Here is a 25,678-nt window from a genome sequence, read left to right on the forward strand (position 1 = left end):
ACAACGGCCTCCGCGTACCCCACACGTGATGAACGACCTCGCGAACCTAAACCCCCGTGATCACGCAGACCAGCCCCTCGAGGTGAACAACCTCGTCACACGGGAAAACGCCGCTGACCAGGGACGACACCCGCACCACCCTCCCGACCCCCGCTGATCAGCCGTGTCGTATGCTGACGACAAGACCAGCCCCCGTAGCCCAACGGCAGAGGCAGCGGACTCAAAATCCGTCCAGTGTGCGTTCGAATCGCACCGGGGGCACCAGCCTTCACCAGGCAAAACAACCGAATATGTGGATCATGGAAATGATCCTGGGTGCGGCCTTGGGTGCGAGTACACTCAAGGCCATGAGTCGTTCACACCCCGATGAACGTCAGCGCGGCCGCATCGAGGAGCGCAGCAAGACGCTCCGGGTAGTCGTCTTCGCCGGCAACGACCCCGTGACCGGTCGCCGCACCTACCTCCGCGAGACGATCAACGGCACGGACAAGGCCGCCTACAAGCGCGCCGAGAAGGCGCTCACCAAGCTGCTGGCACAGGTCGACAGCCAGCGTTCCACCCCGTCGACGGTGAGCCTGTCCTTCGCCCTGGACGAGTGGATGCGCACCAGCGAGATCGAGGACAGCACCCGGCACACCTACAGCGGCTACATCGACCGCTCGATCAAGCCCGCTCTCGGCGAGACTGCGGTGAACAAGATTTCCGCGAGGATGCTCGAGGGCTTCTACACCGAGCTTCGACGCTGCCGCGCTCGCTGCGACGGCAAGCCCTACATCGAGAAGCACAAGAAGCCAGGCGAGCACGACTGCGTCGCCGAGGAATGCCGTCCACACGCGTGCAAGCCGATGGCTACCTCAACAGTCCGCCAAATCCACGCAATCATCAGCGGCACCCTCGACGCCGCAGAACGCTGGGACTGGATCAGCTCCAACCCAGCCCGCGTCGCACGGAAACCGCGCCAGAAACGCCCAGAACCCGACCCGCCGACTCCCGCCGAGGCAGCGCGGCTGTCCGAGGAAGCGTTCCGGATGGACGAGGACTGGGGCACGCTCGTCTGGCTCGCCATGACCACCGGCATGCGCCGCGGAGAACTCGTCGGTCTGCGCTTCTCCCGCGTCGACCTCGATGAGGAAGTCATCGACCTTCGCCGTAACTGGGTCCGCGGCAAGGAGAAGGACACCAAGACCCACCAGAACCGCCGCATCGCCCTCGACTCGGAAACGGTCACCCTGCTCCGCGAACACCGCGACCGCGTCGCCGACCGAGTCCGAGACCTAGGCGGCAAGTTCAACGACGACCTCTACGTTTTCGCCGGCACCCAACACCCCGACCACACCCAGCCCTACTCCCCCAACGCCATAACCCAGCGCTACAAGGACATGGCCGACCGGCTGGGCATCAAAACCCACCTCCACGCCCTACGCCACTACTCCGCCACCGAACTCCTCACCGCAGGCATCGACCTCCCCACAGTCTCCGGCCGTCTCGGACATGGCGGCGGAGGCGCCACCACGCTCCGCGTCTACGCGGCCTGGGTCGCAGCCTCGGATCGCAAAGCAGCGGAGATCTTGGGGAGTCGCATGCCGAGGCGAAGATGATGAGCCACTCCCAAAAGATCCACCGCCCCCTCTAACCGTTGTCTAGTTTGCTGCTGCACGCCCAATCACGATTAACGCTCCTACCCATGAAGAGAATCTACTAACACCTCCCGGGAGGCGAGCCCGTAAGCTCCTCTGAGTATCTCCCGTATCCGCCCAAAACTGCCCCACCTCCCGTAGGTTATTGTGATTTTTATGCGCTATAAAATTTCGGACAGTCTGCAGTTCAGGTATAGGATTGGCGATATCAATCCCATTCTCCGAACGTATGGAAGAAATCGTGACGGCGCCAACCACAGCCGGACTATTTCCAAGCTGTAGCACCCTGCAAAGATCGGGGACTGCGTCAATCGAATACCATGGAGGCTCACCCTTTACAACGTTTGCGCGAATATTCTTCTTCTTTTTCTCGAGTTGAATCTGCAAGAGCGAGTCAGATTCGCTGCGCGACTGCATTGGCCGGTAAACCCGTCCAGACAATCCTTCGCATGGCCCTTTGGCGGACGACAACAAGAGAGAACGCATGAAGCGGTTCCACGCGTCCCACACTGAAATAACGCACCCGTCTTCAACGGCGCCGTATCGGATGGAGAAGCCGCTTACACAATCATGCCCATCAGCCTCTTCGAATACTTTCTCTATCTCGCGAAGTTCGCGTTCAAACTCATCGACCACTTCTCGCAAGGAACTCACAAGTACACATCACCTTGCACTCAACGCCTGATAGAAGTACTCAAATCGAACTTGCCTGCTTTTCATGCGTTGCGTAGATGATCGCGCAGCCTCAACAAAGTGGATATAGGGATTATTCCCGTCCTCGTCCTCTGAGTTTCCTTGGAGCGCTGCGTTCAGTTTCGAGATTTGGTCAACAGTCGCCATTTCGTCTAGCGGAGCATTCGGAACTGGCGGAAAGTCGCTCGAATCTATCCGCCCTGGCGCCACGTCGCCGCGCATATACGCCAACGTCGCCAGAAGGATAAGGAAATGGGGTCGCTGGACAATTCGTTCCGATTTGAATTGCCCAAGAAGATCGACCACCTCGCTGATATAGCCTTCAACCTTCTTCTGGTCAGGCAGTTCAGATGCGGTAGCCGATTTCATCCGCTCGTAGAATTTCGTGATTCGAGACTCTCCTCCGTCACCGATCCCATCAACAAAGAATATGTAAATTTCAGCAATGAGGGAGTGGTCGTTCATCCGCACACGATCCCGCTGAGAAACCGGATTCAGAGACCAAAGCGACTTAGCGTTGGATACTGTGGATTTAACGAGGCCAGCGAACTCGGTATCAAATCGAGCATTCCTCAACTCAGGCTCATTGACGGGGACAGTGTAAGAATTGATTCGGGCGAATACTTCCAGTACGTCATCGTCTGATGCATTCATTAGCTGCTCCGAAGTCAACCTATAGCTAAGGAAGCGGTCCTGCAGCTCCTCACTCAAATCGGCATAGCGACAACCAGCGAATTCACCAGCCTTTCCCCCAAGGGGGAATTTCCCATTTGCGAAATCAATAATTGTCCGCAGTCGCTGTTGGCCGTCGACCACATCCCGTATAGTTCGCTTTAGTTCCCTGTCGATTCGTGTCCGCATAAGAATCTTCGGTATGGGATAACCGCGCAAAATCGAATCGATAAGATATGTACGCGCAGCCGAAACCCACACTGAGCCGCGCTGAAACTTCGGGTTCAGCTCAAGCTCTTTGTCATGCGCCCACTTAAGAAAGTCAGCGATAGGGTAGTGCTCCGGGTTGCTACCTTCCACATTTCCTCCAAAACCTTCACTTTTGATCAATCATACCTCGACACACGCCGACGTAGTCATCTTTCAGTAAGAGTGCTACGCGACCTCCAAAGCGCCCTCGGCATTAGAGTCCATTGCTCACGAGCTTCTCGCTTGCAAGAGTCCAGCTCTCGCCCCGTAGGCTGCGCGTGTGAGCACTGAGCGCGGAGCTTGGAAGACGTACGGGGAACGGCTGGTCTACGACAACCGGTGGGTTCGGTTGGGGTTGGCTGACGTGGAGGCGCCGAACGGTGAGCGGTGGGAGTACCACGTCGTTCACCTGGCTCGGATCGCGATCGCTCTGATCGTGGACGAGCAGGACCGGGCGCTGATGCTGTGGCGCTACCGGTTCCCGACCCAGCAGTGGGGTTACGAACTGCTTGGTGGCTTGGTCGACGACGGTGACGACTCAGCTGGAACCGCCGCTCGCGAAGCCGCTGAGGAGAGCGGTTGGGAGCCGGTCGGCGAGGGTCAGCACCTGGTGACCTTCGAGCCTCTGCCTGGACAGGTCACCGCCCCGGTGGACGTCTACTTGTGGCGTGGGGCGAAGCACATCGGTGATCCGACCGACACCGAGGAAGTCGGCCAGGTCGAGTGGGTTCCGCTATCTCGGGTTACCGAACTGGCGCAGCGGCAGGAGCTGCTCGGTTCGGGAACCCTGGTGGCGCTGCTGTACTTCCTCGCTTCACGCAACATCCTCGGTGGAACCGGGCAAGATCAGCCCGCCGAGCCGGCGTAGGTGTCGGTCTGACTTGATCTGAGAAGCCAGCCGCCGCGCTTGCCTGGAGTGGTCAAGCGCGGCGTCGCGGTCTCCGGCGGCAGCGAACGCCAGAGCCAGGTCGACGAGAAGCCCTGTGCGCGCCCGCACGAACTGCGCAGGTACGCACGGTAGCGCTTCGACGAGCTGGTCGATCGCCTCTGGCTCGCCTAGCTTGCTCAGGGCGTTGCCGCGCCAGCGGTCGAGGTGCGAGCCACCCAGGAAAAGGAACGGCAGCGCGGCGTCGACCGGCTCGGATGGCAACAACGCATCTGCCACGTCGAACGCCCGCAATGCACCGTCGCGGTCGCCAACGGCGGCCAGTCCCTCTCCGTGAGCCGCGGACAGCCATGCTCGCAGCAGCGGCGGTGCCGACCCCTCCGCGACCTCACAGGCGTACGCGAGCTGCTCGACGGCCGAGGCGGTCTCGCCGACGTCGATCAAGACGAACGCCTGCTCCGCCGCGGCGTGTGCCAGCAAGGCCGGAGCCATGGCCTCGCGGGCCGCTGATTTCGCGCGTTCGTAGTGCTCCCACGCCTGCCCGAGAGCGTTCCGGTCCAGCGCTTCCCAGCCCGCCAATGTGGACGCCTCGGTGAGCGCACCGGCGAGCCTTTCCCGTTGGCTGCCAATGGTGTTGTAGCTGAGCAGGTCTTCGACCTGCTTGATGGTGCTGCGGAGCTGGTCGAGCAGTGTGATCCCGCCGAAGCGGCGGTCGACGTGTCTCGCATCGTTGATCTGCCGCAGGAAGACCTCGACCGTGTCCGCGTCCACGGTCTTCGCCATCGCCAGCCTCGACCGCAGCTCCGCGGCGTCGCTGTCCTCGGCCTCCGGAGGAAAGCCGAGTTCTTCGTTGGTGCGGCCGTAGATGTCGCGGAACAGCCGCTGATAGGTCTCGCTAACGGCTTCGTGCCCGTTCTCCCAGCGGGAGAGCTTCGTCTTCAGGCTCGCCGCCGTCATCACCGGGACGCCGAGGGTGTCGGCGCGTTTGAGAAGCATGCGAATGACAGCCTCGGCCGAGTAACCGAGCTGCTTGCGGACCGCCTGAAGTCGCTTCTCCTCCATCACCGCCCCCACCTTGAATAACGGTCCTGACCTGCGAAGTTAATTGCGGTTAATGGATTCGCGGTTAACCCGCGCCATCTGCAAAAACTTCCGCGGATGCCGTTTCTTGGTGGCATGCGCAGCACGAACGCAACCACCAGCCCGCCACTGCGGCGGGCCGTCGAGGACCAGAGCCGGCTACCCCGCCCGCTCGCCGTCACTTCCGGTTCCAGCGCGCAGTCGAGCGTTCATCTCGTCGAGTTGGCGGGTGATCTGGCCAAGCTGGCGCTCGATGGCCGAGAGCCTGGAGGGCACGTCGTCCTCTTTGAACACCGGCTCGCCGGCCAGGGGCGGCTCACGCCCTCCCAGCACTGCCAACAGATGTTCCGGGTGCCAGCCGAGCGCGAGCGACAGCGCTTCCAAAGTTCGCGCGCTGCGGCGTCGCTGCACCGTGTTGCGCTGCAACTCGCGCACCGTCGCCTGCGACACGTGCGAGCGCCGCGACAGCTCCCGCTGACGCATGCCCAGCTCGCTCGTGCGCTGATTGATCGCGCGCGCGACCGCAGCCCAGTCTTCCGTCACGTGTTCCTCCGCGCTCCGCCTCAGCGCCGAGATTAGCGCGCAGTAGCGAATCCGAAAGGCAGACCCGGCTCACGAATCGCCGGGCTTCGACCAATCTGCGCAATTAGCGCTGAAATTGGCGTTTGAATGCGCCGAAACAATCTCTTTCCTCTTCAATCGAAGGGCATACCGCCATGGAAACAAGCGCTGAAAACGCGCGGCCGACCTTCTACACGGTCCGTGAAGCCGCGCAGATCATGCGATGCAATCCCTCGACCCTCTACCGAGCCATCCGCGAAGGTGCGTTCCCCTCAGTTCGGGTCCGCACTCGCTACGTCGTCCCCGCCGCAGCGGTGGACAAGCTCGCCAACGAGGCCAGCACCTCGGGCGGCTGCGTTGACGTCGCCCAGATGGCCGCTGAGCACCGCACCGCTCAGGAGATCGCTCGGCTGACGGGTGGTGCGCGATGAACCACCTCGACATCGAACGACTCCAGCGAATCGCCGCACAGCTGGATCGCTTGCGGCACGTCCCCACCGATGTGCTCGCCGAGGTCGTCGTGCGCGACGGCAGGTGCATGCAAATCACAACAGACGAGGAACCGCCGGAATCTGCCAGCGCGGACCCGGATCGGCAGCTCGCGGCCGATCTGTGCACGGGCTGCACCGTCCAGGACGCATGCCTGGAGCTCGAATTCCGGTTGCACGGCGGACGAACGCTCGGCGTGTGGGGAGCAATGCCCGATCAGGACCGACGAGCGCTCTACCCGATCTGGTTGGCGCATCGACAGCACGGACCAACGAGCAACGAGGAGGTGACCGGCGATGAGGGTGCAACTGACGCCCGTTGAAGTGCTGATCGGCCTGGGCATCGTCGTCGCCTTGTTCGCCGTGTGGCGCGCGAGTGCGCGTGCTGCGCACCGGGCTTCCGAGGCGACGCGGGCTGGAGCCCGACTCATGTCGCTCACCGGGCGGGTGCTCCTGACGGCGGCGACCATCGTCGGGGTTCAGTGGATCGTAATAGTCAATCCCGGCAACACGGTGCTGCTGCTCGCGGTGCTCGCGGTGCCGGCGCTGCTCGCGTCGTACACGCTCACTCGAGCTCTGACCGTGACCACGCTCGACACTCCGCAGCGAAGGAGTCGGCGGCGATGATCGGGCAGGTTCCGCCTCCGGCGAAGGGTGGGCGGCAGCTGCCGCCCACCCGGGCCGAGGCCGAGCACGTCGAACAGGTTCGCAAGCAGGTCGACCGCTTGTGCTGGACGGGCATCCTGCTCGGCCTGGCCTTCACGATGACCTACGTCCAGCAGTTCGCCGCCGCTGACTCGCCACCGTTGTCGCTGGTGTGGTTGGCGGCGTGGCTGCTCGACCCGATGGTGTCGCTGGTGCTCTTGGCGATCCTGCGCGCCGAGCAGGTCACCGCGAGGTACGGCATCCGCACCGGTGGCTGGGTGCGTGCTGCGAAGTGGTTCACGCTCGCGGCCACGTACGTCATGAACACCTGGGCCGCATACGCGGCCGGCGAGGCCGACTCGGTGGTTCTGCACTCCGTGCCTCCACTGGTCGTGTTCGTCGCGGCCGAGGCCGTGACCGATCTGCGGGACAAGCTCAGCGAGGCCGTCCGGACAGCGTTCACGAACGCAGCGGCTGGCTCGCCCGACCAAGCTCCCCATGACCGCGAGCGGCCGACGCCCCAATCAAGCGTCAAGCGACGGACGTCGTTCGAGGAGTACCTGGAGCGGGCGCGCAGCGCGTGGAGCCCGGACGTGACGGTGTCGCCGTCGTGGATTCGGGAGGCAACTGGCTGCTCGCGTGGACTCTCGTCGCGGTTGGCCGCCGCGCTCGCAGCTGAAGTGGACGGGGGAGGTGGTCCGCGATGAACGAGCAGGGCGAACCGCTCCCGGTACCACGGCCATCGAGCGAAGTTGAATCCGCGATCTTCGACGCTGAGCTCGTGGACGATGCGGCGTCGGTCCCGAAGCTGACGCGATGGCAGCGGTTCATGAACTGGTGGCAGCGTTCACCACGCGTGCCTACCGCACTCAAGTCACGAAAGGCCGCCAAGCAGGCCCTCCTGGATCTCCTTCTGTTCGTCGTACACCTCCCGTGGCGGTTCGTCAGCGCTGCCGGCCGCGGGACGGTCGCCGCGGTGCGTGCTTGGCGTCGGTGGGTCCGGGTTCACGACTACCGGGACGCCGCGGAGCAGTCCGAGAAGCTCGTGGACAAGTTCATCGAGATCCGAGAGCTGACCCTGTTCCGGTGGAAGGTGACCGGAACAGCCGGGTTGGCTTCCGCCGCCGTCCTGGTGGTCGCGTACGTCCTGTACGGCGCACCAGCTCTGTGGGCTGCGGGAGGCCTGGCGGCCGCGTCCTTGGCAATCTTCGGACGCCGCAAGGAGGGATCACCGGGCCGGAAGCCCGTGCTGTCCGGCCCCCGCAGTCTGACCTGGACGATGGATCCGCAAGTCCTGGTCGAAGCGTTCCGCGATGCCAAGCTGATCGGCAAGGACGAGTCCCTGCGCCTGGTCGAAAGGGCTGCGCACGACGGCTCGGGCTGGGCGGTCACCGTCGACCTGCCAGCGACGCGCAAGGCAGCGGACGTCATCAAGCACAGGGAAGCTCTCGCATCAGCGCTTGCAGTCGATGAGTTGCAGCTCATCATCGAACGAGTTCGAGGCTGCGGCGGGCACGCCGGTCGTGTCTTCCTGTGGGTCGCCGACGCCGACCCGTACGCAGGGCCTCCGATGCGATTCCCGCTCCTAGACGTCGAGCAGTGGGACGCGTGGCGAGCGATCCCGTTCGGGCGCGATGCTCGCAACCGCCGCGTCGACCTGCAGCTCGTGTGGACATCGTTGCTGATCGGCGCGATTCCCCGGCAGGGCAAAACCTTCTCGACCCGACTGCCTGCTGCAGGGTTGATCCTCGACCCGCACGCAAGGCTGTACGTCTTCGACGGCAAGGGAGGTAAGGACTGGGAAGCCGCGGAGGCCGTCGCGCACCGGTTCGTCTGCGGTGACGAGATCGAACACGTCGAGGCCGTTCGCGATCACCTCGTGGAGCTGGTGGCAGAAGTCCAATCCCGCTACGCGCGGATGTCCAGGCTTGATGACGACATCTGCCCGGAATCGAAGATCACCCCGGCAATCTCCCGGGACACCGACCTCGACATGCCGATCACGGCCGTGGTCATCGACGAGGTGCAGGTGTACCTGGAGAACCCTGCCCGCGAAGACATCGGCGGCAAGAAGAGCACCATCGGCGCCTACATCGCAGACCTGCTCACCTACCTCACGAGGAAAGGTCCGGCCGTGGGCATCGTGGTCATCCTCGCCACCCAGCGCCCCGACTCGAACACGATCCCGTCCCGGTTGCGCGCGGTGCTCGGTTCGCGATTCGCCTTGCGGGTCATGGACTGGCGTGATTCCAACATCGTGCTCGGCGAGCAGATGAACACCCGGGGTTTTGATGCCTCGACGCTGCTCCCGAGCCACAAAGGGGTCGGCATCTTGCGACCGGACAGCGAAACCGGCGCGGACACCATCGCCACGTTGGTCCGCACGTTCTTCATGCCGAACCCAGAATGGCGAACCATCTGCGGCCGCGGAAGAGCTCTGCGCGAGGCAGCCGGAACGTTGACCGGCCATGCCGCTGGTGATGACCTGCAACGGGCAGTCGACCCAACGGCAGTGGCCAAGGCGCTCGGCAGCAGCTCCGAGGTTCTGGACGACCGCTCAGCACTGCCAGAACCTCTGTCGTCGGTCGTCGACTACCTGGGAGACGACATCGACCGGCGCGATTTCGTACCGACGGCCGAGCTCATCGACGCACTCGACTCCGAACCGACCTTGTTCGGCCGGCAGATGGGCGAGCTCGGCTGTCAGCCAAGACGCGCCCGCGTCGCTTCCGAAGACGGCACCGTGCGCCAGGTCCGCGGCTACTACACCGCGGACCTCCGGAAAGCAGTGGACGAGGCCCACACGGCCCAGGAGAAGGAAGGCGAATAGGCGTCCCATGACAGCCGCGAACCCGTCCCAACTGTGACCACCACACCCGCACCCGTCCCACGCGACGGGACGCGATCAAGTAGCCGTTGACCAGGCAATACCTTCCTTTGGGACGGCTGGGACGGGTGTGCGTGCACCCGTCCCAGCCGTCCCGGAATCGGCCTCATCTCACCTTCGTGCGCCGCACGACCGCAGCCTGTCCCACGCGGTTTCTCACTTGGCGCCCGCGCCTGGAGGCTTCTACCTCACCGTCTCCGGCCGTGATTGGTGACAAGTCGCGCTGGTTCCACAGCAGCGTCGCAATGCCGTCCTGTACGACGGACTCACGGAGCAAACCAAATGAGTGCGATAGCTCACTGGCGTCTGTTCGGGTGATGAGTAGAAGCCCTCTGCAAGCGATCAGATAGTTCGGATACGGTCGCCCGTGCTTCACATTCAGTAGCCATGGGGAGGAACTGCGAGTGAGCAGCGGAGGCGACCGCCCGAGCGTGCTCGATCCGGACGAGACGTGGCACATGCCAGCGCAGGTTTACCTGGCAGCCCGGCCGGACGGAAACTCCGGCACCTTGATGTTCGAGCTTCGGGAGTGGAACAACCAGTCCGTGGTGCTGGCCTACTCGTCCTTGGATCGGTTCCTTGATAGCTGCGGCGCAGATCAGCCTTGGGTGCTGCTGCCGTCCGAACGGCTTGCTGAGCTCTCTCGCGGTGAGCACGGCGTCGCGTTCAGCGTGTTGCTCGACGTGCCGCTCTCTTCTGAGCTTCGCGGCACTGCCGGCGGGATGGCCGAGGACGAACCTTCATGGCAGGAATCTGACTCGCCGGACTGGGCCATGACCTACATCGCCTCGAAGCCGTTCGCCGCTGGTCAAGAGCAGGCGTTGTTGGAACTTCAACCGATGCCGGGCCGCCGTCTCGCGATCATGGCGTACAGCTCGTTGCAGTCGTTGGAGAGCGCCTGCGGACCGAATCAACCATGGGTCACCATTCCTGCGGGCTTGGTCGCCGAGGCCCGGCGCCAATCCGGAGCGGACACGATTTGCCTGGACACACCGTTGCCGACGTACCTGCGTCACGGCGCAGAGGAGGGGTAAAGGGATGGGGAACGACGGCATCAAGGCCGACCCTGACGGGATTCGGCAAATGGCCAGTGAACTCCGGGACAGCACCTCCGGGCTGGAAGGCGCTGCGAAGTCGGTGCCACCGATGCCGGAGGTCACGATCTCCAACCAGAACGTCGGCTACACGCTCTCGGAGATCACCAAGGCAGCGGCTGCTGTCGCGGCGGGTGTCGAGGACATCGCCAACAAGATCGACGCGAGCGACGGCAGCTACGCGGAAGTGGACAACCGCAACGCCGAAGACTTGTACGGGGTACCGAAGTTCACGCGCTGAGCGTCGAGTGAAAGAACGACTCTCCTGGGGAGAGCAGGGCTATGGCGGGAGAGCTGAACACTGAGGTGCGTGACGATCCGGCATCGTGCCGGAGCGTGGCCGATTGGTTGGGGCAGCTTGCTCCGGGAGTAGGCCAGCTCGGCGACTCGGTCTATCGGCAACGAGGTGAATCGGAGTCGTTCTGGGAGGGCACTGCTGGTCAGGCATGTCGCGGCGAGCTGACGAGGCAAGGTGAAGACGGGGACACGCTCGAGCAGCTCGTCACGAAAGCTCGCCAAGCACTGACGGACTTTGCAGGCAAGATCGATTCGGTGAAGGCCCAGTTCGAGCAGGCTCGCTCCGTGGCACGAACCGGCGAGCTCGTCGTCACGGCAACGGCGATCCTGCCACCAGGCCCTGCTCCAGGACCTGTCCCCCAGCCACCGACCGGCCCTGCATCGCCCCAAGCTCAAGCGCAGCACAATGCCGCTAGTCAGGCCCACGCCGCGGCGTCAGCGCAGTACGAGCGCAAGCGACGGGCCTTCGAGGAAGCCTCCGGCATCGCCGACCGCGCTCGAAACCAGCAGGCCGATGCTCACGTGGCCCTGGACAAGGCGATGAAAGACCCGCAAGAGTCGGTCAAGAAGCTCAAGACGTACGCGATGTACGCCGTCGGCAACGGCCTGAGCTGGGTCAAGACAACTCAGACCACAGCGAACGACCTGCTCGAAAGCTCCAAAAAGATGGAAAGTGCCGCCAGCACCATGCAGGCGCGAGCCGCAACGATGACCCACTCCCCTGCCATGCGTGAGCTTGCAGAGCGGGCCGCTGCACGCGGTACAGACATGGCTGCGGACATCAAGGGGCAATACGCGCAGGTCCAGCGGATGAACAGCGCGATCCCCGAGAAAGCCAGGACCGCGATCGAGCAGAACCCTGGCAACTTGGTCAAGAGTGGCTCCACCGTGGGCAAGGTCAGCAAGAACGTCCTCCGCGGCTTGCCGTACGTCGGCACCGGCCTGACCCTCGCCTCCGGCGGAGCTGACGTAGCAATGGGCAAGGACCCATGGAATGCCACAGCAGACACCGCCGCGAGCCTGGGTGGCAGTATCGCCGGTGGAATGGCCACAGGAGCCGCCGTGGGTACGGTCTTTCCCGGGGCCGGAACCGTGGTCGGCGGCGTAGTGGGAGGCATCGCCGGCGGCTTGGTCGCCACCGGAGTTGTCGACTGGCTCCAAGGCGACTGACTCGGCCACACAGCACCGACAGGGACACGGATGGACACGAACTTGTTCTGCACAGCGGCCGAGTTGCCACCCAAGCCGGATGCGACCACCGGGTTGCCGCGACCTCCCCGAGCACCTGGTTTCCACAAGGAGGACAAGCCCCCGAAGGAACACGACCGCGACCGCGTGCAGGACCCGTCCAAGGCACCGTCGCCCCCAGACGGCGAAGGGCCGGTGTTGGAGTGGTACCGAAGCTCCCGCCGAAACGCCGTGCTCACCGGCGCCGTCGCCTTCGTGATCATGGTGCTGGGACTGACACTGATCCGAGGCGGCGAACTCGCCTGGATGCAGTTCTGGTTCGTGTGGGCGATCCTCGTGCTCGCCTCGCTGGGCGTCTACGCGTCCTCGCGGGCCACAGAATGCGCTGTGGGAGCTGAGTGGCTCAAGGTCGGCAAGACGTGGGTTCGGCTCTACGAGCTCACATCGATCAAAGCACGTGTGCGTAGCAATGCCATCCACATCGATTTGAAGGACGGCGCGGGACGCGAAGTCAAGGTCAGCACCAGTGCACTGCAAGAGGACCGCGACATCTGGGACCTGGTCTACAACGGCATCCTGCACTCCGTCGTCGCCGGTCACGCCACCACCAACGGAATGGTCCACAGCGCTCTGCAAGTACCCCGACCAGCTCCGGCCCAATGACCCGCTTCCACAGGAAGGACCGACCCGTGACGCTTGAATTGCCCAACGCCGTTCCGGCAATTGACGGCGAAGTCGTCGGCTCGCGTCGTTGGGCCAACCGGACCCAGCACTCGGCTCGAGCTGTAGGCGGTCGGCTCTACCTGACCAACCTGCGCGTGGTCTTCTGCCCGCACGCCGTCGACGCAGCGCTGGCAGGCGAATTCTGGTGGGCTCCTCTCCAGGACATCGCCGAGGTCGGCAAGGAGAAGAGGAACTTCAGGCAGATCTACGGTGGTGGGCTGCGCAACCGCATGAAGATCACGCTACGCGACGGCACCGCCGAGCTCTTCGTGGTCAACAAGCTCGATCACGCCATCGAGGAAATCCGAACTACCGCGAACCTCGTCTGATCCCCTCCACTTCGCCCTACTTCTCACGGGCTTCGGGGGGCTCGTGATCGCTCTCCGAACCTGAGCGCCCCGACCAGTCGATGGGCGCAATGCTGATCGCGCGGGTTACAGCCGGCCCAGTGGAGGCCACGACAGCGCCTAGCTCGCCCCATTCGAGCCGTGGCCCTTCTGTCGGCGATGCCTGTTGAGGCCGCTTCCTGAAGTCTCGCGTAGCTGTCAGATCGGCGTCGTGCTCTTGGCCAACGCCGTGCTTGCCCGGCTTGTTGCGAAGAACCTGTGCAATGCCTTCCAGGACGCCTGCTACCTGGTGCAAATCGATCGCTTCCGACCTGCCCGCGGCGACTTCGTACGCGACGTCGTCGAGGAGCCACTGGGCTTTTCTCAGCAGGACCGCCAGTGCGGCTGCATCACTGGTCATCGTTCCGCCCCTGACTCGGCCAAGGCGTGCGCTTCGCTGTTGCACTCAGCGCAGGTCGGCCACAGCCACGCGACTTCTGTGCTCTTGGCGACGGTCACCTTGCGCGCACAAAGCGCAACGATCGTCTCCCCTGTTGCGTACGCCCCTGCAAGACGTACATCCGCCGTGGCATGGCGTCCACCGTCAGCAGGCACCCATCGAAAAGGGTGCATCTCCGAGACCTCCCAGCTCTGACACAAACCGTCCAGTAGCGCGAGGCGAGAGCTGGTGGGGGTCGGGGCCGCCAGCTCTCGCCTCATTCCGACCCGACGACAGCGTGAGAGCGCGGAGTGGCGCTGCCGCCGGGCGGAAGTGTGACCGCGAGTAGTCAACGCGTGCCACACTGAAATAAGCTTCGTAGGCGAGCGATATCAGCGCCACGACCTGAGCACGACATAGGGACGACTTGGAACCCGCGCGCGGACGGGGAGGAACACCGTGCGACCACCACGCACAGTGCTTGAACAGAAGATTCGAGAGCGACGTCAGACCCTCGAAGAGTTCGCCGAGTCAGCCGAGCGGTTCGCTCGCGAACACGGTGAAGCCGGCACTCTCGGGGTACGACACCTGCAGCGACTCGTATCCGGCCGTGGCCCGAAGGGGCGACCTCTCGGCCCGGTACGGCCAGCTACTGCTCGTCTACTCGAGCACATGCTCGGGTCGAGCATCGATGAGCTACTTGCTCCTGCGCCTGTCACTGCCGAGCCGGTAGACGAGGGCACCGTAGAGCTGCGGCAAAGGCTGCACGCCTCGCTCCAGGTCGATGATGCAGCCCTCACGTTGTTGCGGGACCAGCTCAGCTCTATCCGCCGTCTCGACCGCCAGCTCGGGGCTGTCATTGCGCACGAAGAGGTGTGCGTCAAAACAAACCAGGTCAGCGCACTGCTCGACCACAGCCTCCCCGGCCGGACACGCGAACAGCTCGCATCGCTGCTTTCCGAACTCCACACGCTCGCCGGCTGGCAAGCTCTCGACCTCGGCAAGACCGTCCAGTCCTGGCAGCACTACGAGCAGGCCAAGCGCGCCGCCCGCGAATCCGGCATCGAACCTTTCGAGATCCACACGACCGCAGAACAAGCATTCGTCCTAATTGACATCGGCGAAACCCGGTCCGCTGTCGATGTTCTCGCTGCAACCCGCCGACGAGCTCAGGCAAAGTCCCCGAAACTGCTACGCGCTTGGCTCGCTGCCGCCCACGGAGAGGCACTCGCCGCAGACGACCAGCGCGATGAATCGCTGCGTGCCTTCGACGCTGCCTTCCAATCCCTACCAACAGATCCGTATCTCGAGGACGGCCCCTACGTGGCCTTGGACAACATCCACCTAGCCCGCTGGCGCGGACACGGTCTCGCCCGTACCGCAGACCCCGCAGCAATCGCCACCCTGACCTCTGCCCTTCAGGACCTGCACCCCACATTCACCCGTGCTGAAGTAGCGCTACGGGTTGACCTGGCCACCGCCTACGCATCCGCCCACGACCGCGACGCCAGCCAGGAAGAAGCTAGTAAGGCTTCCTTCCGAGCGAAGTCAATCGGCTCAATCCGCCAGCAGCGTCGCATCGAAGGCATGCTCCGAGCTGGTTCGACGTAACGATGTTGAGGCACAGGCGTCGCCAGCTGGACGATCGCCAAACCCGACAAGCAGGGATGACCTCCACTGAGCCAGGCAAGAGACACACGCACATCGAACGGCAACCTCCACAGTCAGCCGACGTGCAAAATGCTGGTCTGTCTGTAGCTGACTTTGAGGGGTACCGGTAATGACCCGAGCAGCCGACGGTGGTGGTCAGCCAACAATGAAGGCAGCCAACGGGGAGCTCATCGCACCCAAGCAACGGTGGGCATACCGCAAAGGCTCACAGGGGCCTGTGACCTCTGTCGATGTCATACGACTGGGCTCTGCACGCCCTGCGCGAGTGCGGGTGCGTTTCGTCGAAGACGCATACGAGGGCTGCGAGGATTGGGTACCGCCAAACCGGCTAAAGGTCCGCTGGGAGGACGTCGCAGCATGGCAAGAGCGAGACGAGCACTGGAACGCCATTCGTGACGCCTCAGCGGAGGCGCGTGACACCACAGAACACGCAGCCGCAGGGTGGATCTTCGATTTCGCGCCTGACCATGATTGTGCAAGGCAACTGTCGGGCCGGGGCGAAGGTGCGCTGGAGATCATGGACGTCGACGCCTTGGCAGCGCACCTCGGAATTGACCGAAGCAGGATCATCGACGATCCCGTGGCCTTCACCGAAGAGAACGGCTCACTGATCGTGCCCTGGCGGGTGATGCGTGAGCTTGCCCAACTGTTGGCGAAGAGGTACGCGGACCACTACATAGCCGAGATCACGAAGGACGAACGCAGGGCTGAGCACGAGAACCGCTGGGGCTACATGCACGGTGACCACCACATCAGCGCGGAGATCTGCGCCGAGGTTGATGAAGAGCACGGTCGCCCACTCCGTGACCTCATCCGTCAATGGTGCGGAGCCGAAGCCACGGCACGACGAGACGAACTCGACGCGCTGCGGACTGAGGTTAAACGACTTGGTGACCTTGTTGAGCGCGCAATCGATGCCGTACGCAACGCAGGCGACAGCAGGTCCGCCCGCGAACTCGAACGCGATCTGGGGATACCAGTCGAGCTGCTGCGGCAGGCCAACCGCGAGAATCAGCATCCATCAGGTCCGTACGGACTCCATCGTCCGAGGTAAGGGCGCAAATCTTCGGGGCCAGGTTCAACGTCCTCGGGCGCTTTGACCGGTCCGGTGAGCGGATCAAGCTCATCGGCGTAGGAATCCGCCCACGCAAGCCACTCCGGATCGGCTTGACTCGTCAGACGTGCCGCCTGAGTAAACGTGCGGACCCGTCGCGCCTGTTCCCAGCTGTCGAGCTGTTCCAGCAGTGCATTGACCCGTCTGTCGCGCCGGAACGCGACTCGCGCCTCCGCCACCGCGTTCTCCCACGCCTGTTGCCGAGCCTCTGCTTTCTCTTCTTCGGCACGCTTACGCTCGACCTTCGCCTGCGCAATGTCCTCGACCGCGGACAGAACGTCACCAAGTCGGTCTTCGAGGGACCATCGCTTGCGGTCGGCCCACCGTCGCTGGGCCCCGAACCGCCAAACCCCGGAAACGCTCATGGCGAGCTTGCCCGAGGGCACCTCCTTGGTCTCCGGCCTGATCCGTTGCCAACCGTAGGTGGACTCAAGCTCCGAAGCCGCCGGCAGAACGTCTTGCTTCACCAGCTCTTCCTCGATCGCAACGACCTGAGCAAAACCGTCAATACGGATCTCAATGCCTTGCGAGGCGTCTTCCGACCAGCCGACCTCATAGCCACGTTTCTCGGCCTCTACAAGCAGCGCCTGCGTGATCCGCATAGCACGTGGCAAGCTCTCCTCCGAGACCGACAGAAGCTCGCCGGGTTGGCTTGATGCTGCCAACAGCGGGTGCCACTCCTGTACCGAGATCGGCACGTCGATGTCAGCTTTGGCCGACGTTGGTCTTGAGTTGAGATGTGATTCGGAGACCAGGCGCACCCGAATATCGCCTGTCCGCCATTTGCTCTTCTCGATCCGCTGGCCAGCCGGTATGAGGTGATGGCGCTTCGCGAAGTCGATCACTCGACGCAGGTCGTCCCGTTCCTTCGGACCTGCATCGTTGACGACCACCTCACCGTCACGTTGCAGATTCGCGATCAAATCCTCTGCGGCTTCCAGACGATGGGCGGAGACAGCCGTGCGTGAACGTTCCCCGATGTCTTTGGCTCCCTTACGACCACTTTCGCCGTCAGGGGTACCTGGTTTCGCGTCACCGCTGCGACTACGGAAGGCACCAACGTGACGGTCGTACACCGGCTCCCGCGGATAACGGCCATGCTCAAGGTAATAGCGACCGGCATCGGTGATCACCGCTCGCCAACCAGCAGCCCGACTCACTCGCACCAGGCCACGGGCTGCGAGCGCTCGCGCCGAGACACGAAGCGCAACAGCATCCGGGCTACCGAGATCATCACCGTCAGCGATCCTCTGTAGCACAGCAGCCTGCTTGTCGTTTAGCTTGCTCCATTTGCGCATATTCCCCCCAGTTGACAGGGCGTCTTGTCGGCACACGAACCAGCCCCTGCAATTCTCCCTCTCACACTTGACCTGATGGCGTGAGGCGATAGGTAGTTCGATGCCCGAGGTCTTCACTCAAACATGTCCGCCACTAAGAATCGTTGCGCTTTGAACAAACACGCGATGCCAGCCATCGCGGCGCTGAGAGGCGTCGAGGGCGCGGACCGTGACATCGAGCCTGGACGACCTGGGGAAAGTACGGAGAAGATCCTACCCGCAGGGTAGGCCACTGGGATCAGCGCAGTCTCAGGAGTAGCCTCTGTTCCGTTGAAGACCCCAGGACGCAGGAGCAAGCAGTACCCTGATGCGTTCCACCAGACTGACGCGAAGCCTCCGAGCTCGGCTAGCTCCGTTCTACTCCCAAGCCCGGAAACTCCCGAAAGCGTAAGGCACAACGATGAACGTCAAGCGACCTCAACAAGTCGATCCGGTAGTCAGCAACCGGATGAGCCGTGTGCGCGGTCGCGACACCAAGCCGGAAATCGCCATACGGTCCGAACTTCATCGGCGGGGCCTCAGGTTTCGGGTGCATCAGCGTCCCATCGAGTCCTTTCGTCGCACGGCCGACATCGTGTTTCGACCAGCCATGGTGGCCGTCATGATCGACGGGTGTTACTGGCACGGATGTCCCGACCACTATCGACCTTCGACGAAGAATTCGGCCTTCTGGCAGGAAAAGATCGCATTGAACCTCAAGCGTGACCAGGAGACGAACGAGGCCCTACAAGAGGCGGGGTGGCTGGTTCTGCGATTTTGGGAGCATGAAAGCCCCGTCAGCGTTTCGGACCGAATTCAGGAGTTGGTCACGGATCGGCGCGCGAGCCGTCGACATGAGAGGCGATAATTTCTTTATCGCGTACAATCTGCCATGCCTGCCGAAGATTTTCCTCGCGCGTATCACGGGTGACCTCGCCAACGTATTTGACGCTGGTCTCCCCATCGCATGAGTAGCGGAGGTTCGCATAGATTCTACGTCTATTCGGCTGTCGTTTAAGCTCGATCGACGCACGTACCTCTCGACCATCAGGGAGGACCACCAGCCGGGCGTTGCGCCCACCAGCAGCACGATCTTGTTCCAACGCCAAGTCGCGGGCCGAGCGTCTTCCTTGCGAAATCGGCTTCCAAGCTCGCTCATCCGGAACTTCATGCCGCCAGAGTGGATGTGCCATCACCCCGCCCAATTGATGTCGAGATCTGGTCGAAGCGCTCGCGCGACCGCTTTGGCGAATATCGCCCCGAGATCGACCGGAACGGCATTGCCCAACTGACGCATCTGTTCACCACGGGGACCGGCGAATCGCCACGTGTCAGGAAAGGTCATCACTCTAGCCGCTTCGCGGACGGTCATGTAGCGGTGAGATCCATTGTCCTCCAGAAGCACGGTCTCTCCGCCGGGAACGCCATGCACGCCAGCCTTGACCGTCTTGGCTGGGCGATCAAGAAGATTCGGGGTATGCCCCTTATAGATCCGCGCCCCCGGCCACCCGATATGGTGGTGGTAACCTTTTAGCTCCTCGCCCACAATCGGCTTCGGTAGGTCGCCGATGGCGTCGCGCAAGGTAACCCATGGCTTTTTCCCATCGTCGGTAACATGCCGACGACGAGCACGCTCAATGAGTTCATCGTTCGGCGCTAATCCTCGTTTCTTCCAATAGCTACCGTCGAGTTGACTAATAAACAACGCCGTCTCACTGTGCTGTTTTCTTGGCTCCTTCCAGTCCACTGCAAGATCCTTGCGAAACGCAACGATGATGACTCGTTGCCTGATCTGCGGAACACCGTAGTCTGCGGCGTTCACAGGTATCGGCAGTACCTCGTAACGCTGGGTGAGATCACTACCTTCCTTCTTGAGGGCTCGACGAAGACGGGCGTCGTGTTCGTACCACGGCTCGCCCTCTTTGCGCTCTTCAAACGGAGCGCGCAGCTCGTTCAGGATGTACTCGAAATAGGGCGCGAACGACGGCCTCAGCAGACCGCGAACGTTCTCGCACAAGATCGCTTTGGGCCGTGTCTCCCGGACGACCGCGAAAAGCTCCGGAAACATGTTCCGTTCGTCCTCGTGGCCCTTCGCGACGCCCCCCAGACTGAAGGGCTGGCAGGGTGGGCCGCCAGCCACGACATCTACCTTCTCGACCAGACCTTTGAATACTTCATCATTTATGGCCGTACGGATGTCATTCTCGATCAGCGGCCACGGCGAATTCAGTGCCTCCGGAACCAGGTCTCCCGTCTTCCAGTCCTTGGCCCCGTTAAGACGAAGAGTCTCGCAAGCACGCTTGGCCACCTCGTTGGTGAGCAGATGACGAAATCCGGCGCGGTGCATTCCCTGAGCGAGCCCGCCGCCACCAGCGAACAGCTCGATGCTGGTCCCCACCTCGCGGTGCATCGAACTCGCGCTGATGGGCACCGTGTCGTCGGAGGTCTTGACGTCGAACAGGGTGTCGGTTACCTGAGGCACCTGGTGACTGTACCGCGGAGGGGTGATCATGCTTCGAAGGCGCGCCGAGGGGCCGGCTGTTGGAGTCACAGCTCGATGTGCTCCACCTGGAGCTGGCAACGCTGGACAATGCGTCTGTGCAGTGCCTTCGTGTCGGCGGCTACGGGCTTCTCGAAGGTCTCGGTCACCGCTAACACCCACGAGCGGTGGTCGTCCGACTCGACGGCCTCTAACGCAGCCCACAGAAGATGCTTGAAGTTTTCGGAACTAGCCCAGGCAATGATGCGCGCATCGACTTCCTCACCATGGAAGGGTGGATGGACCACCATCCGCATCGGTTTCTCGGTAATGGAGTCTGGATCGGGGATCCAACCGGGAAGCGTCAGCCTGACGATCTTCTCGGCGAGCTGTTGCCGTTCTGCGGCGGGATCGTGGCTCCCTCCCAGCAAGCGAGCGTAGGGGCCATGACCGATCTTGGCGCGAGGCCACTCTTTGACCGGTCCGTCCTTGATCCAGTGACGGGGATCGTCCTTGAAGTTCGCGATGATAGCCCCAATCTCGGAATCGTTGTTCCAAAGATCGTATTGTCGGGACCTATCACGAGCACTCAGTTCGTCCCAGTCAATCGAGCGCATATCGGCATAGATACGGCGGACAACACGGTCACGCACGTCCCTGGGAAGTGACATAAGTTTAGTTCACGCTCGCTGATACGTCGGGGAATTGCAGGTGGACCTCATCGGCGGAGGTCTCCAGGTCAGCAGCATCGCGTATCCATTGATCGAGCAGCGAGCCCACCGAGGCATCAGTGAATTCAATCTTGTTTCCCCTGGCAAGGGGAAGGTTGAGCGTTTCGGTATCACCGACGTTGAGAGACCGGCGCAGCCGGAGCGCAGCGGCGACACGGCGGATGTCGGAGACGAAGTCAAGGGCGAGCAAGGATTCCTTGCCATCCCGCAACCTCAAACCGCGGCCCAGCTGCTGAACGAAGATCCGGCGGCTGTGCGTGACGCGAAGGAAGGCGATGATGTTGACATCCGGGACGTCGACTCCCTCGTTGAACACGTCTACGGTCGTCAGGATTGGGACACGCCCCAACCGGAACGAATTCAGAAGGATCTGTCGATGTTGCTTGGGGACGCCGCTGTGTAGTGCTGCGGCGCGCGCCCAGGCCGGATCGGAGGAGGCGAGGAGTTCAGCCATGCGCTCAGCATGCTCGATCGTCTGACAAAAGACGATTCCGCGGGGCTCGTGGATACCTCGCCACGCCTCTCGCAGGTAGTCAATTACGACCTCGTCTCGTTGCGGCAGGAAGAGTTTGCTGTTCAGCTCCCGAATCGTGTGGCCCTGCCGACTGGCCGCCGCGACAAAGTCCCAGTCCAGATCGTCTACGAAAAGACGATAATCGACCTTGACGAGATGGCCTTCACGCATCCCCTCCTCGATGCCCATCGTGAAGCTGGCAGCGCCGAAGTGGTCCTCGATATCGAATTTGTCGCCTCGCCATGGGGTCGCCGTGACACCGAATTGCAGTGCTCCGGCACAAGCTTCGAGCAGCATCTGATACATACCCGCAGCACCGACATGATGTGTCTCGTCAATCATGATCAGGTTCGGCTTGTAACCGTCAGCAACCAGGCCGAGCGCGGAATCTATGGTCGCGCAGGTAACGCCGTCGAACGCGGTGGGCTTCCGCTCGCTGGTCAAAACCTGCGTCGAGACTGTTTTGGGCAAGTGCCGCCACAAAGATCGTTCTAGTTGTTCGACCAGTTCGCGCATGTGCGCTACGACGAGGATTCGATCGTGTGGGTGCTCGTCGAGGTGTTGGCGGATGACTTCCCCACCGACCATGGTCTTGCCGAGCCCGGTAGCAAGGACCAGCAGCGCGCGTTGGCGCTGGGCGAGATCCTCCCTCAGTCTTGTGATAGCGCGCTTTTGATACTTCCTGGGCCGTAGTCGTGATGGCACATCGGTCGACATCCGCTCGCCGATTGAAGCCAAAGTCTTACCGTTCCATACGTCGATCTTGATTCCGACGTCGTCAAGGATCTTTCGTCGACTCTCCGCGCCCCGGCTGAGCGCTCCGTTCGTGGCGAGCACGCACTTGTCAGCCTCGTAGCGGGTCTTAGCGCGCTCGCAATCGTCGATGCCAACACGATCAATGGTGCCTCGACTCGTCCACTTGGACTGGACGACCCACTGCTGACCGTTCCGAACAGCCAGTAGGTCAGCTCCTCCATCATCACGGCCATCCACTACCCGCACGTCAACAAAGCCTAGGTGCCACAGTGCCCGTTCCAGCGCATGGGTCAGACCCCGCGGACCGTCGGCCAAGAGCTTTCGAGAATCCAGGAAATTGGTCATCGCTCCGGCGCCAGTTCGTCGAGTAGGAGTTGCATGCTCAATCGCGTGCGCTTTAGACGCAGTTCGCCAGGGTCGTACTGCTGGGCGAGAGCGGCGACGTCGGCCAGCAGCGAGGTGACTTGCGAGACGGATTGCCGCTTTCCAGCGGCAGAGGTGACTCCGTTATAGGGAGAACGGAATACTTTACCGTCGAGGAACATCTCCGGAATCTCCTCGACCAGTCGCACGAGGAACAGACTTGGGGCGTAGCGAACGAACGGCGCCTCATCCATAGGCCCAGCGCCTCGGCTGCCACTGGCGATCATGGCGTTCTCGGTGGCCATGAGTTCATCGTCAGTGAGGTATTGGAACGCTCGTTCTGGTTCGTCCTCGATCTCTTCCGCCATTCGGTTCCGAACCTCAGCGAGAAGATCGTCGGCCTGCGCCTTTATCGTGCGAACGTCGATCGCGGTGTCTTGCATCGACTTTTCCTTAACCATCGAAATGGTCTCGGAAATCGACAAATCGGACCCAGCCCTCGCCCGTAGCAGTCCCGCCAACTCAGTGACGATGGCATCCTCGTAGGACCATCCGAAACGCACGAAGAGCGGGTGGCGCCGATTCACGAAGGCCGTCGCGGACCCTCCCGAACCGGGAACAACCCGGGCAGCGGTCTCCTTACCATTGGCGTCCAGCAACCGCTGATCCACGGAGAACGCATCGACCTTTATGAACCCAAGGTCGGGATGCCCAAGGTCGCCGGCCAGTTCGGCGATGGGCCTACCTTCCTCCTTATAGCGCGCGATTCGCTGTTGGTCAGTCTCAGGCTTCGGTGCGGATGGCGCGGGAGTGGGCGCCGTTACTGCGCCAACGGCCTCCGACCCGTCATTCGATTCATCCAGCCCGAGCGCGTCGTCCACCGCCGCCTCGTCGACCGCCCCACCTTCGGCTGGGTCAGGTTTCGGCCGCGCAGCTTCGGCCTTGCGCCTTTCATGCTCGAGAACCTGTTCCCACCACTTCGCATCCGTCTGGTATTCGGCAGCCCCTTTGTGAAACTCCTGCCCCCAACGGAAGGCGGTCGAGTGCACCGCCTTCTGACCATCTCCAGGGACCAGGTAGCGCTTCCCCGGGTCGTTCCGTCGAAAGCCGCGATGAAGCCGAGCGAGGGGGCTGTTATTCGGCTCGTGCCAGCCGAGGTCCTTGGCCTTGTCTGGCAACATGGGACCTCGCCCGCGGAGATACTCAATCGCGCGCCGCCACTGCGGGTCCGACTTGTCGAAAGTGTCCTTCTTGTAGTCGACCCGCACGTGATCGAGGTGGATCTCACCAACAATACGCCCGCCCTGGCCGAGTTCAATCGGGTACTCCCTTATGACACGGGAAGTCGGATCGTTGATGTCAGTCCACTGGAAGATGTCCTTGTAGTTAGTAAGGATCTTGCGCCCATTACGAAGGAAATCAATGCCAAATTCGTCGTTGTCGAGGTAACGTTGAATTCCCACCCATCCATGCATGCGCCGCTTGCGAGGTTTGAGATGTTCGGACTTCCCACAGTTCTCGCACGTATTAAGCCCCTGCTGCTGCCAGTGCCCACAATCCATACAGGCGTCGGCGGGCGAGTAGGACTCGTCGATTTCGATAACTGCGGGGATCTGCTCCGACCGCGAACCGCTGCCGTAGGTGACGCTCCTGTTCTTGCCCCACGCGCAGTGGCGCCGGGGCTTGACCTCGACGCCAGCGACCCACAGCTCAAAGGGACGATGCTCTAGCAACCATCCGTAGACCCTGCCAAACTGGGCACGCAAGGCTTTCCCATTCCGTGCAAGCCAATCAAGACGCACGGGATCGAGCCTGCTGATTTCGATCTTTGTGCCGTGTTCCGACGGATCGTTCTTGGGTTCGACGATGTCGGGCGCCTCGAAGTCGTCCCCAATCTCGTCCAGGTCGATTTCTACGCCGATCCACTGCGGATCTCCCGCCCGCGTCGTCAGCACGCGGGTCTTTCGCCCGAGCCGCGCCGTGCTCACGTTGAACCCCATCCCGAAGAGACCCAGCTTGTCGAACTGGTTGTTACTCGACCATCCGGCGCGGACGGCATCCGCGAGACGCTCCCTCGTCATCCCCCGTCCGCTGTCCCGGACGACGATCTCGGCGTCAGCAGGCCGGACGTTGGACTTCGGGAGCGTCACGCTGACTTTCATCCCACCGGCCCACCGGATGTCAGAGGTGATGATCTCGTTGAAGTCATCGAAGGCGTTGTCGATCAACTCCGCGAGACACTTCCACTCCTCGATCTCGATCTCACCTAGCATGCGGAGAATCCGCGCGGAGGGTGTGATCTGCACCTTGGACGACTCCCTCGAACGTGATGGCTATGGGCGTGACTCGAACGGCCAACCTGATCGTAGCGACCAGACCCGACAGCCACATCATGTTCCGCCAGGAGTAGCAGCCACAGCGCCCCAGCTGCCTGAACAACCTCACGAACTAACCCGAATGTCGTAGTTACCCGCAAATCGTCACCCTCAGTAAAGACACTGCGGCGAGAACTCCGTAGTTACCCGTTTCTCATGTGCTCACCCGCCTCGTTGACGCCTGAAGCGGTCAAATGTCGCCGAAGGGGCGACTTCTACGTTGAGCGGTCACCGCATCAGCTGGGTGCGAGTTTGGGTGCGAACTACAGCTGAGACTGCCTCTGGAACGACACACCTCCCACCCGCTTCGCTTCGTTCGCCCAGGCAATACACCAGAGCCACAACGTGAAGCCGACTCAAAATCCGTCCAGTGTGCGTTCGAATCGCACCGGGGGCACGAGCCTTCACCAGGCAAAACAACAGAACATGTGGATCATGGTGTTGGTCCTGTGTGCGGCCCCGGGGGCGGGTACCTCAAGACCAACAGTCGTTGA

At 62.4% G+C, this 25,678-nt stretch carries 25 protein-coding genes and 1 tRNA gene; 16 read left to right on the forward strand and 10 right to left on the reverse strand.

Going from position 1 to position 25,678, the window contains the following annotated elements; all coding sequences use genetic code 11:
• Positions 1 to 188 precede the first annotated feature (188 nt).
• Positions 189 to 264: transfer RNA gene (locus EIL87_RS10165), tRNA-Leu, on the forward strand.
• Positions 237 to 1,598 (forward strand): site-specific integrase, encoded by a 1,362-nt coding sequence (locus tag EIL87_RS10170; RefSeq protein ID WP_325049435.1) that lies wholly within the window; start codon positions 237 to 239, stop codon positions 1,596 to 1,598. Before EIL87_RS10165 ends, EIL87_RS10170 begins: the two co-directional genes overlap by 28 nt.
• A 702-nt stretch (positions 1,599 to 2,300) precedes the next feature.
• Here EIL87_RS10170 and EIL87_RS10175 read toward each other — a convergent pair.
• On the reverse strand, positions 2,301 to 3,392 hold the full coding sequence (locus EIL87_RS10175; RefSeq protein ID WP_125089964.1) for a DUF262 domain-containing protein: 1,092 nt from the start codon (positions 3,390 to 3,392) through the stop codon (positions 2,301 to 2,303).
• Between the two features lie 139 nt (positions 3,393 to 3,531).
• Here EIL87_RS10175 and EIL87_RS10180 point away from each other — a divergent pair, with 139 nt between their 5' ends.
• Positions 3,532 to 4,119: an NUDIX hydrolase gene (locus EIL87_RS10180; RefSeq protein WP_125089965.1), complete on the forward strand. Its 588-nt coding sequence runs from the start codon at positions 3,532 to 3,534 to the stop codon at positions 4,117 to 4,119.
• Here the strand turns inward: EIL87_RS10180 and EIL87_RS10185 are convergent.
• A complete protein-coding gene (locus EIL87_RS10185) occupies positions 4,066 to 5,199 on the reverse strand; it encodes a protein kinase family protein (RefSeq protein ID WP_125090024.1) in 1,134 nt (377 codons plus the stop codon). The two genes, EIL87_RS10180 and EIL87_RS10185, sit on opposite strands and share 54 nt — an antisense overlap.
• Before the next feature lie 177 nt (positions 5,200 to 5,376).
• The gene (locus EIL87_RS10190) at positions 5,377 to 5,760 is read right to left on the reverse strand and encodes a helix-turn-helix domain-containing protein (RefSeq protein ID WP_125089966.1); all 384 of its coding nucleotides are present in this window, start codon (positions 5,758 to 5,760) and stop codon (positions 5,377 to 5,379) included.
• Between the two features lie 173 nt (positions 5,761 to 5,933).
• Between EIL87_RS10190 and EIL87_RS10195 the strand changes: the two genes are divergently transcribed.
• From EIL87_RS10195 to EIL87_RS10240, 10 genes are all read left to right on the forward strand, one after another.
• Positions 5,934 to 6,209 (forward strand): helix-turn-helix domain-containing protein, encoded by a 276-nt coding sequence (locus EIL87_RS10195; protein WP_125089967.1) that lies wholly within the window; start codon positions 5,934 to 5,936, stop codon positions 6,207 to 6,209.
• On the forward strand, positions 6,206 to 6,589 hold the full coding sequence (locus tag EIL87_RS10200) for a WhiB family transcriptional regulator (protein WP_125089968.1): 384 nt from the start codon (positions 6,206 to 6,208) through the stop codon (positions 6,587 to 6,589). The genes EIL87_RS10195 and EIL87_RS10200 overlap by 4 nt, the downstream gene beginning before the upstream one ends.
• The gene (locus EIL87_RS10205; RefSeq protein ID WP_125089969.1) at positions 6,564 to 6,893 is read left to right on the forward strand and encodes a hypothetical protein; all 330 of its coding nucleotides are present in this window, start codon (positions 6,564 to 6,566) and stop codon (positions 6,891 to 6,893) included. The genes EIL87_RS10200 and EIL87_RS10205 overlap by 26 nt, the downstream gene beginning before the upstream one ends.
• Positions 6,890 to 7,618 (forward strand): hypothetical protein, encoded by a 729-nt coding sequence (locus EIL87_RS10210; RefSeq protein ID WP_233576141.1) that lies wholly within the window; start codon positions 6,890 to 6,892, stop codon positions 7,616 to 7,618. The genes EIL87_RS10205 and EIL87_RS10210 overlap by 4 nt, the downstream gene beginning before the upstream one ends.
• Complete coding sequence (locus tag EIL87_RS10215; RefSeq protein ID WP_125089970.1) at positions 7,615 to 9,741, forward strand: FtsK/SpoIIIE domain-containing protein; 2,127 nt, start codon at positions 7,615 to 7,617, stop codon at positions 9,739 to 9,741. Before EIL87_RS10210 ends, EIL87_RS10215 begins: the two co-directional genes overlap by 4 nt.
• A gap of 461 nt (positions 9,742 to 10,202) precedes the next feature.
• The gene (locus tag EIL87_RS10220) at positions 10,203 to 10,832 is read left to right on the forward strand and encodes an SAV_915 family protein (protein WP_125089971.1); all 630 of its coding nucleotides are present in this window, start codon (positions 10,203 to 10,205) and stop codon (positions 10,830 to 10,832) included.
• Between the two features lie 49 nt (positions 10,833 to 10,881).
• On the forward strand, positions 10,882 to 11,133 hold the full coding sequence (locus EIL87_RS10225; RefSeq protein WP_125089972.1) for a hypothetical protein: 252 nt from the start codon (positions 10,882 to 10,884) through the stop codon (positions 11,131 to 11,133).
• A gap of 41 nt (positions 11,134 to 11,174) precedes the next feature.
• Positions 11,175 to 12,359, forward strand: coding sequence for a hypothetical protein (locus EIL87_RS10230; RefSeq protein WP_125089973.1), 1,185 nt, complete (start codon positions 11,175 to 11,177; stop codon positions 12,357 to 12,359).
• A gap of 30 nt (positions 12,360 to 12,389) precedes the next feature.
• A complete protein-coding gene (locus EIL87_RS10235; RefSeq protein ID WP_199740340.1) occupies positions 12,390 to 13,040 on the forward strand; it encodes a hypothetical protein in 651 nt (216 codons plus the stop codon).
• A gap of 26 nt (positions 13,041 to 13,066) precedes the next feature.
• Positions 13,067 to 13,429 carry a hypothetical protein gene (locus EIL87_RS10240; RefSeq protein WP_125089974.1) on the forward strand — a complete coding sequence of 121 codons (363 nt, stop codon included), beginning with the start codon at positions 13,067 to 13,069 and terminating at the stop codon, positions 13,427 to 13,429.
• Between the two features lie 16 nt (positions 13,430 to 13,445).
• Here the strand turns inward: EIL87_RS10240 and EIL87_RS10245 are convergent, their stop codons facing one another.
• Complete coding sequence (locus EIL87_RS10245) at positions 13,446 to 13,847, reverse strand: hypothetical protein (protein WP_125089975.1); 402 nt, start codon at positions 13,845 to 13,847, stop codon at positions 13,446 to 13,448.
• A complete protein-coding gene (locus EIL87_RS10250; protein WP_325049437.1) occupies positions 13,844 to 14,146 on the reverse strand; it encodes a zinc finger protein in 303 nt (100 codons plus the stop codon). Before EIL87_RS10250 ends, EIL87_RS10245 begins: the two co-directional genes overlap by 4 nt.
• Positions 14,147 to 14,537: 391 nt before the next feature.
• Between EIL87_RS10250 and EIL87_RS10255 the strand changes: the two genes are divergently transcribed.
• Positions 14,538 to 15,476, forward strand: a complete 939-nt coding sequence (locus EIL87_RS10255) for a hypothetical protein (protein WP_233576142.1) — start codon at positions 14,538 to 14,540, stop codon at positions 15,474 to 15,476.
• A 331-nt stretch (positions 15,477 to 15,807) separates the two neighbouring features.
• A complete protein-coding gene (locus EIL87_RS10260; protein ID WP_125089978.1) occupies positions 15,808 to 16,590 on the forward strand; it encodes a hypothetical protein in 783 nt (260 codons plus the stop codon).
• Here the strand turns inward: EIL87_RS10260 and EIL87_RS10265 are convergent.
• Positions 16,548 to 17,783, reverse strand: a complete 1,236-nt coding sequence (locus EIL87_RS10265; protein ID WP_125089979.1) for a hypothetical protein — start codon at positions 17,781 to 17,783, stop codon at positions 16,548 to 16,550. The genes EIL87_RS10260 and EIL87_RS10265 overlap by 43 nt on opposite strands.
• Positions 17,784 to 18,435: 652 nt before the next feature.
• Between EIL87_RS10265 and EIL87_RS10270 the strand changes: the two genes are divergently transcribed.
• Positions 18,436 to 18,834: a very short patch repair endonuclease gene (locus tag EIL87_RS10270; protein WP_125090027.1), complete on the forward strand. Its 399-nt coding sequence runs from the start codon at positions 18,436 to 18,438 to the stop codon at positions 18,832 to 18,834.
• Positions 18,835 to 19,158: 324 nt separating this feature from the next.
• Here the strand turns inward: EIL87_RS10270 and EIL87_RS10275 are convergent, their stop codons facing one another.
• The 4 genes from EIL87_RS10275 to EIL87_RS10290 all read right to left on the reverse strand — a co-directional run bounded on the left by EIL87_RS10275 (position 19,159) and on the right by EIL87_RS10290 (position 25,115).
• Positions 19,159 to 20,448: a DNA cytosine methyltransferase gene (locus EIL87_RS10275; protein WP_233576143.1), complete on the reverse strand. Its 1,290-nt coding sequence runs from the start codon at positions 20,446 to 20,448 to the stop codon at positions 19,159 to 19,161.
• A gap of 65 nt (positions 20,449 to 20,513) precedes the next feature.
• A complete protein-coding gene (locus EIL87_RS10280) occupies positions 20,514 to 21,098 on the reverse strand; it encodes a hypothetical protein (RefSeq protein ID WP_125089980.1) in 585 nt (194 codons plus the stop codon).
• Positions 21,099 to 21,120: 22 nt separating this feature from the next.
• Positions 21,121 to 22,791 carry a DEAD/DEAH box helicase family protein gene (locus EIL87_RS10285; protein ID WP_125089981.1) on the reverse strand — a complete coding sequence of 557 codons (1,671 nt, stop codon included), beginning with the start codon at positions 22,789 to 22,791 and terminating at the stop codon, positions 21,121 to 21,123.
• Positions 22,788 to 25,115, reverse strand: coding sequence for an ATP-binding protein (locus tag EIL87_RS10290; RefSeq protein WP_125089982.1), 2,328 nt, complete (start codon positions 25,113 to 25,115; stop codon positions 22,788 to 22,790). Before EIL87_RS10290 ends, EIL87_RS10285 begins: the two co-directional genes overlap by 4 nt.
• Between the last annotated feature and the right edge of the window lie 563 nt (positions 25,116 to 25,678).

The organism is Saccharopolyspora rhizosphaerae, assembly GCF_003931915.1.
In the GTDB taxonomy this organism is placed as follows: Bacteria; Actinomycetota; Actinomycetes; order Mycobacteriales; family Pseudonocardiaceae; genus Saccharopolyspora; species Saccharopolyspora rhizosphaerae.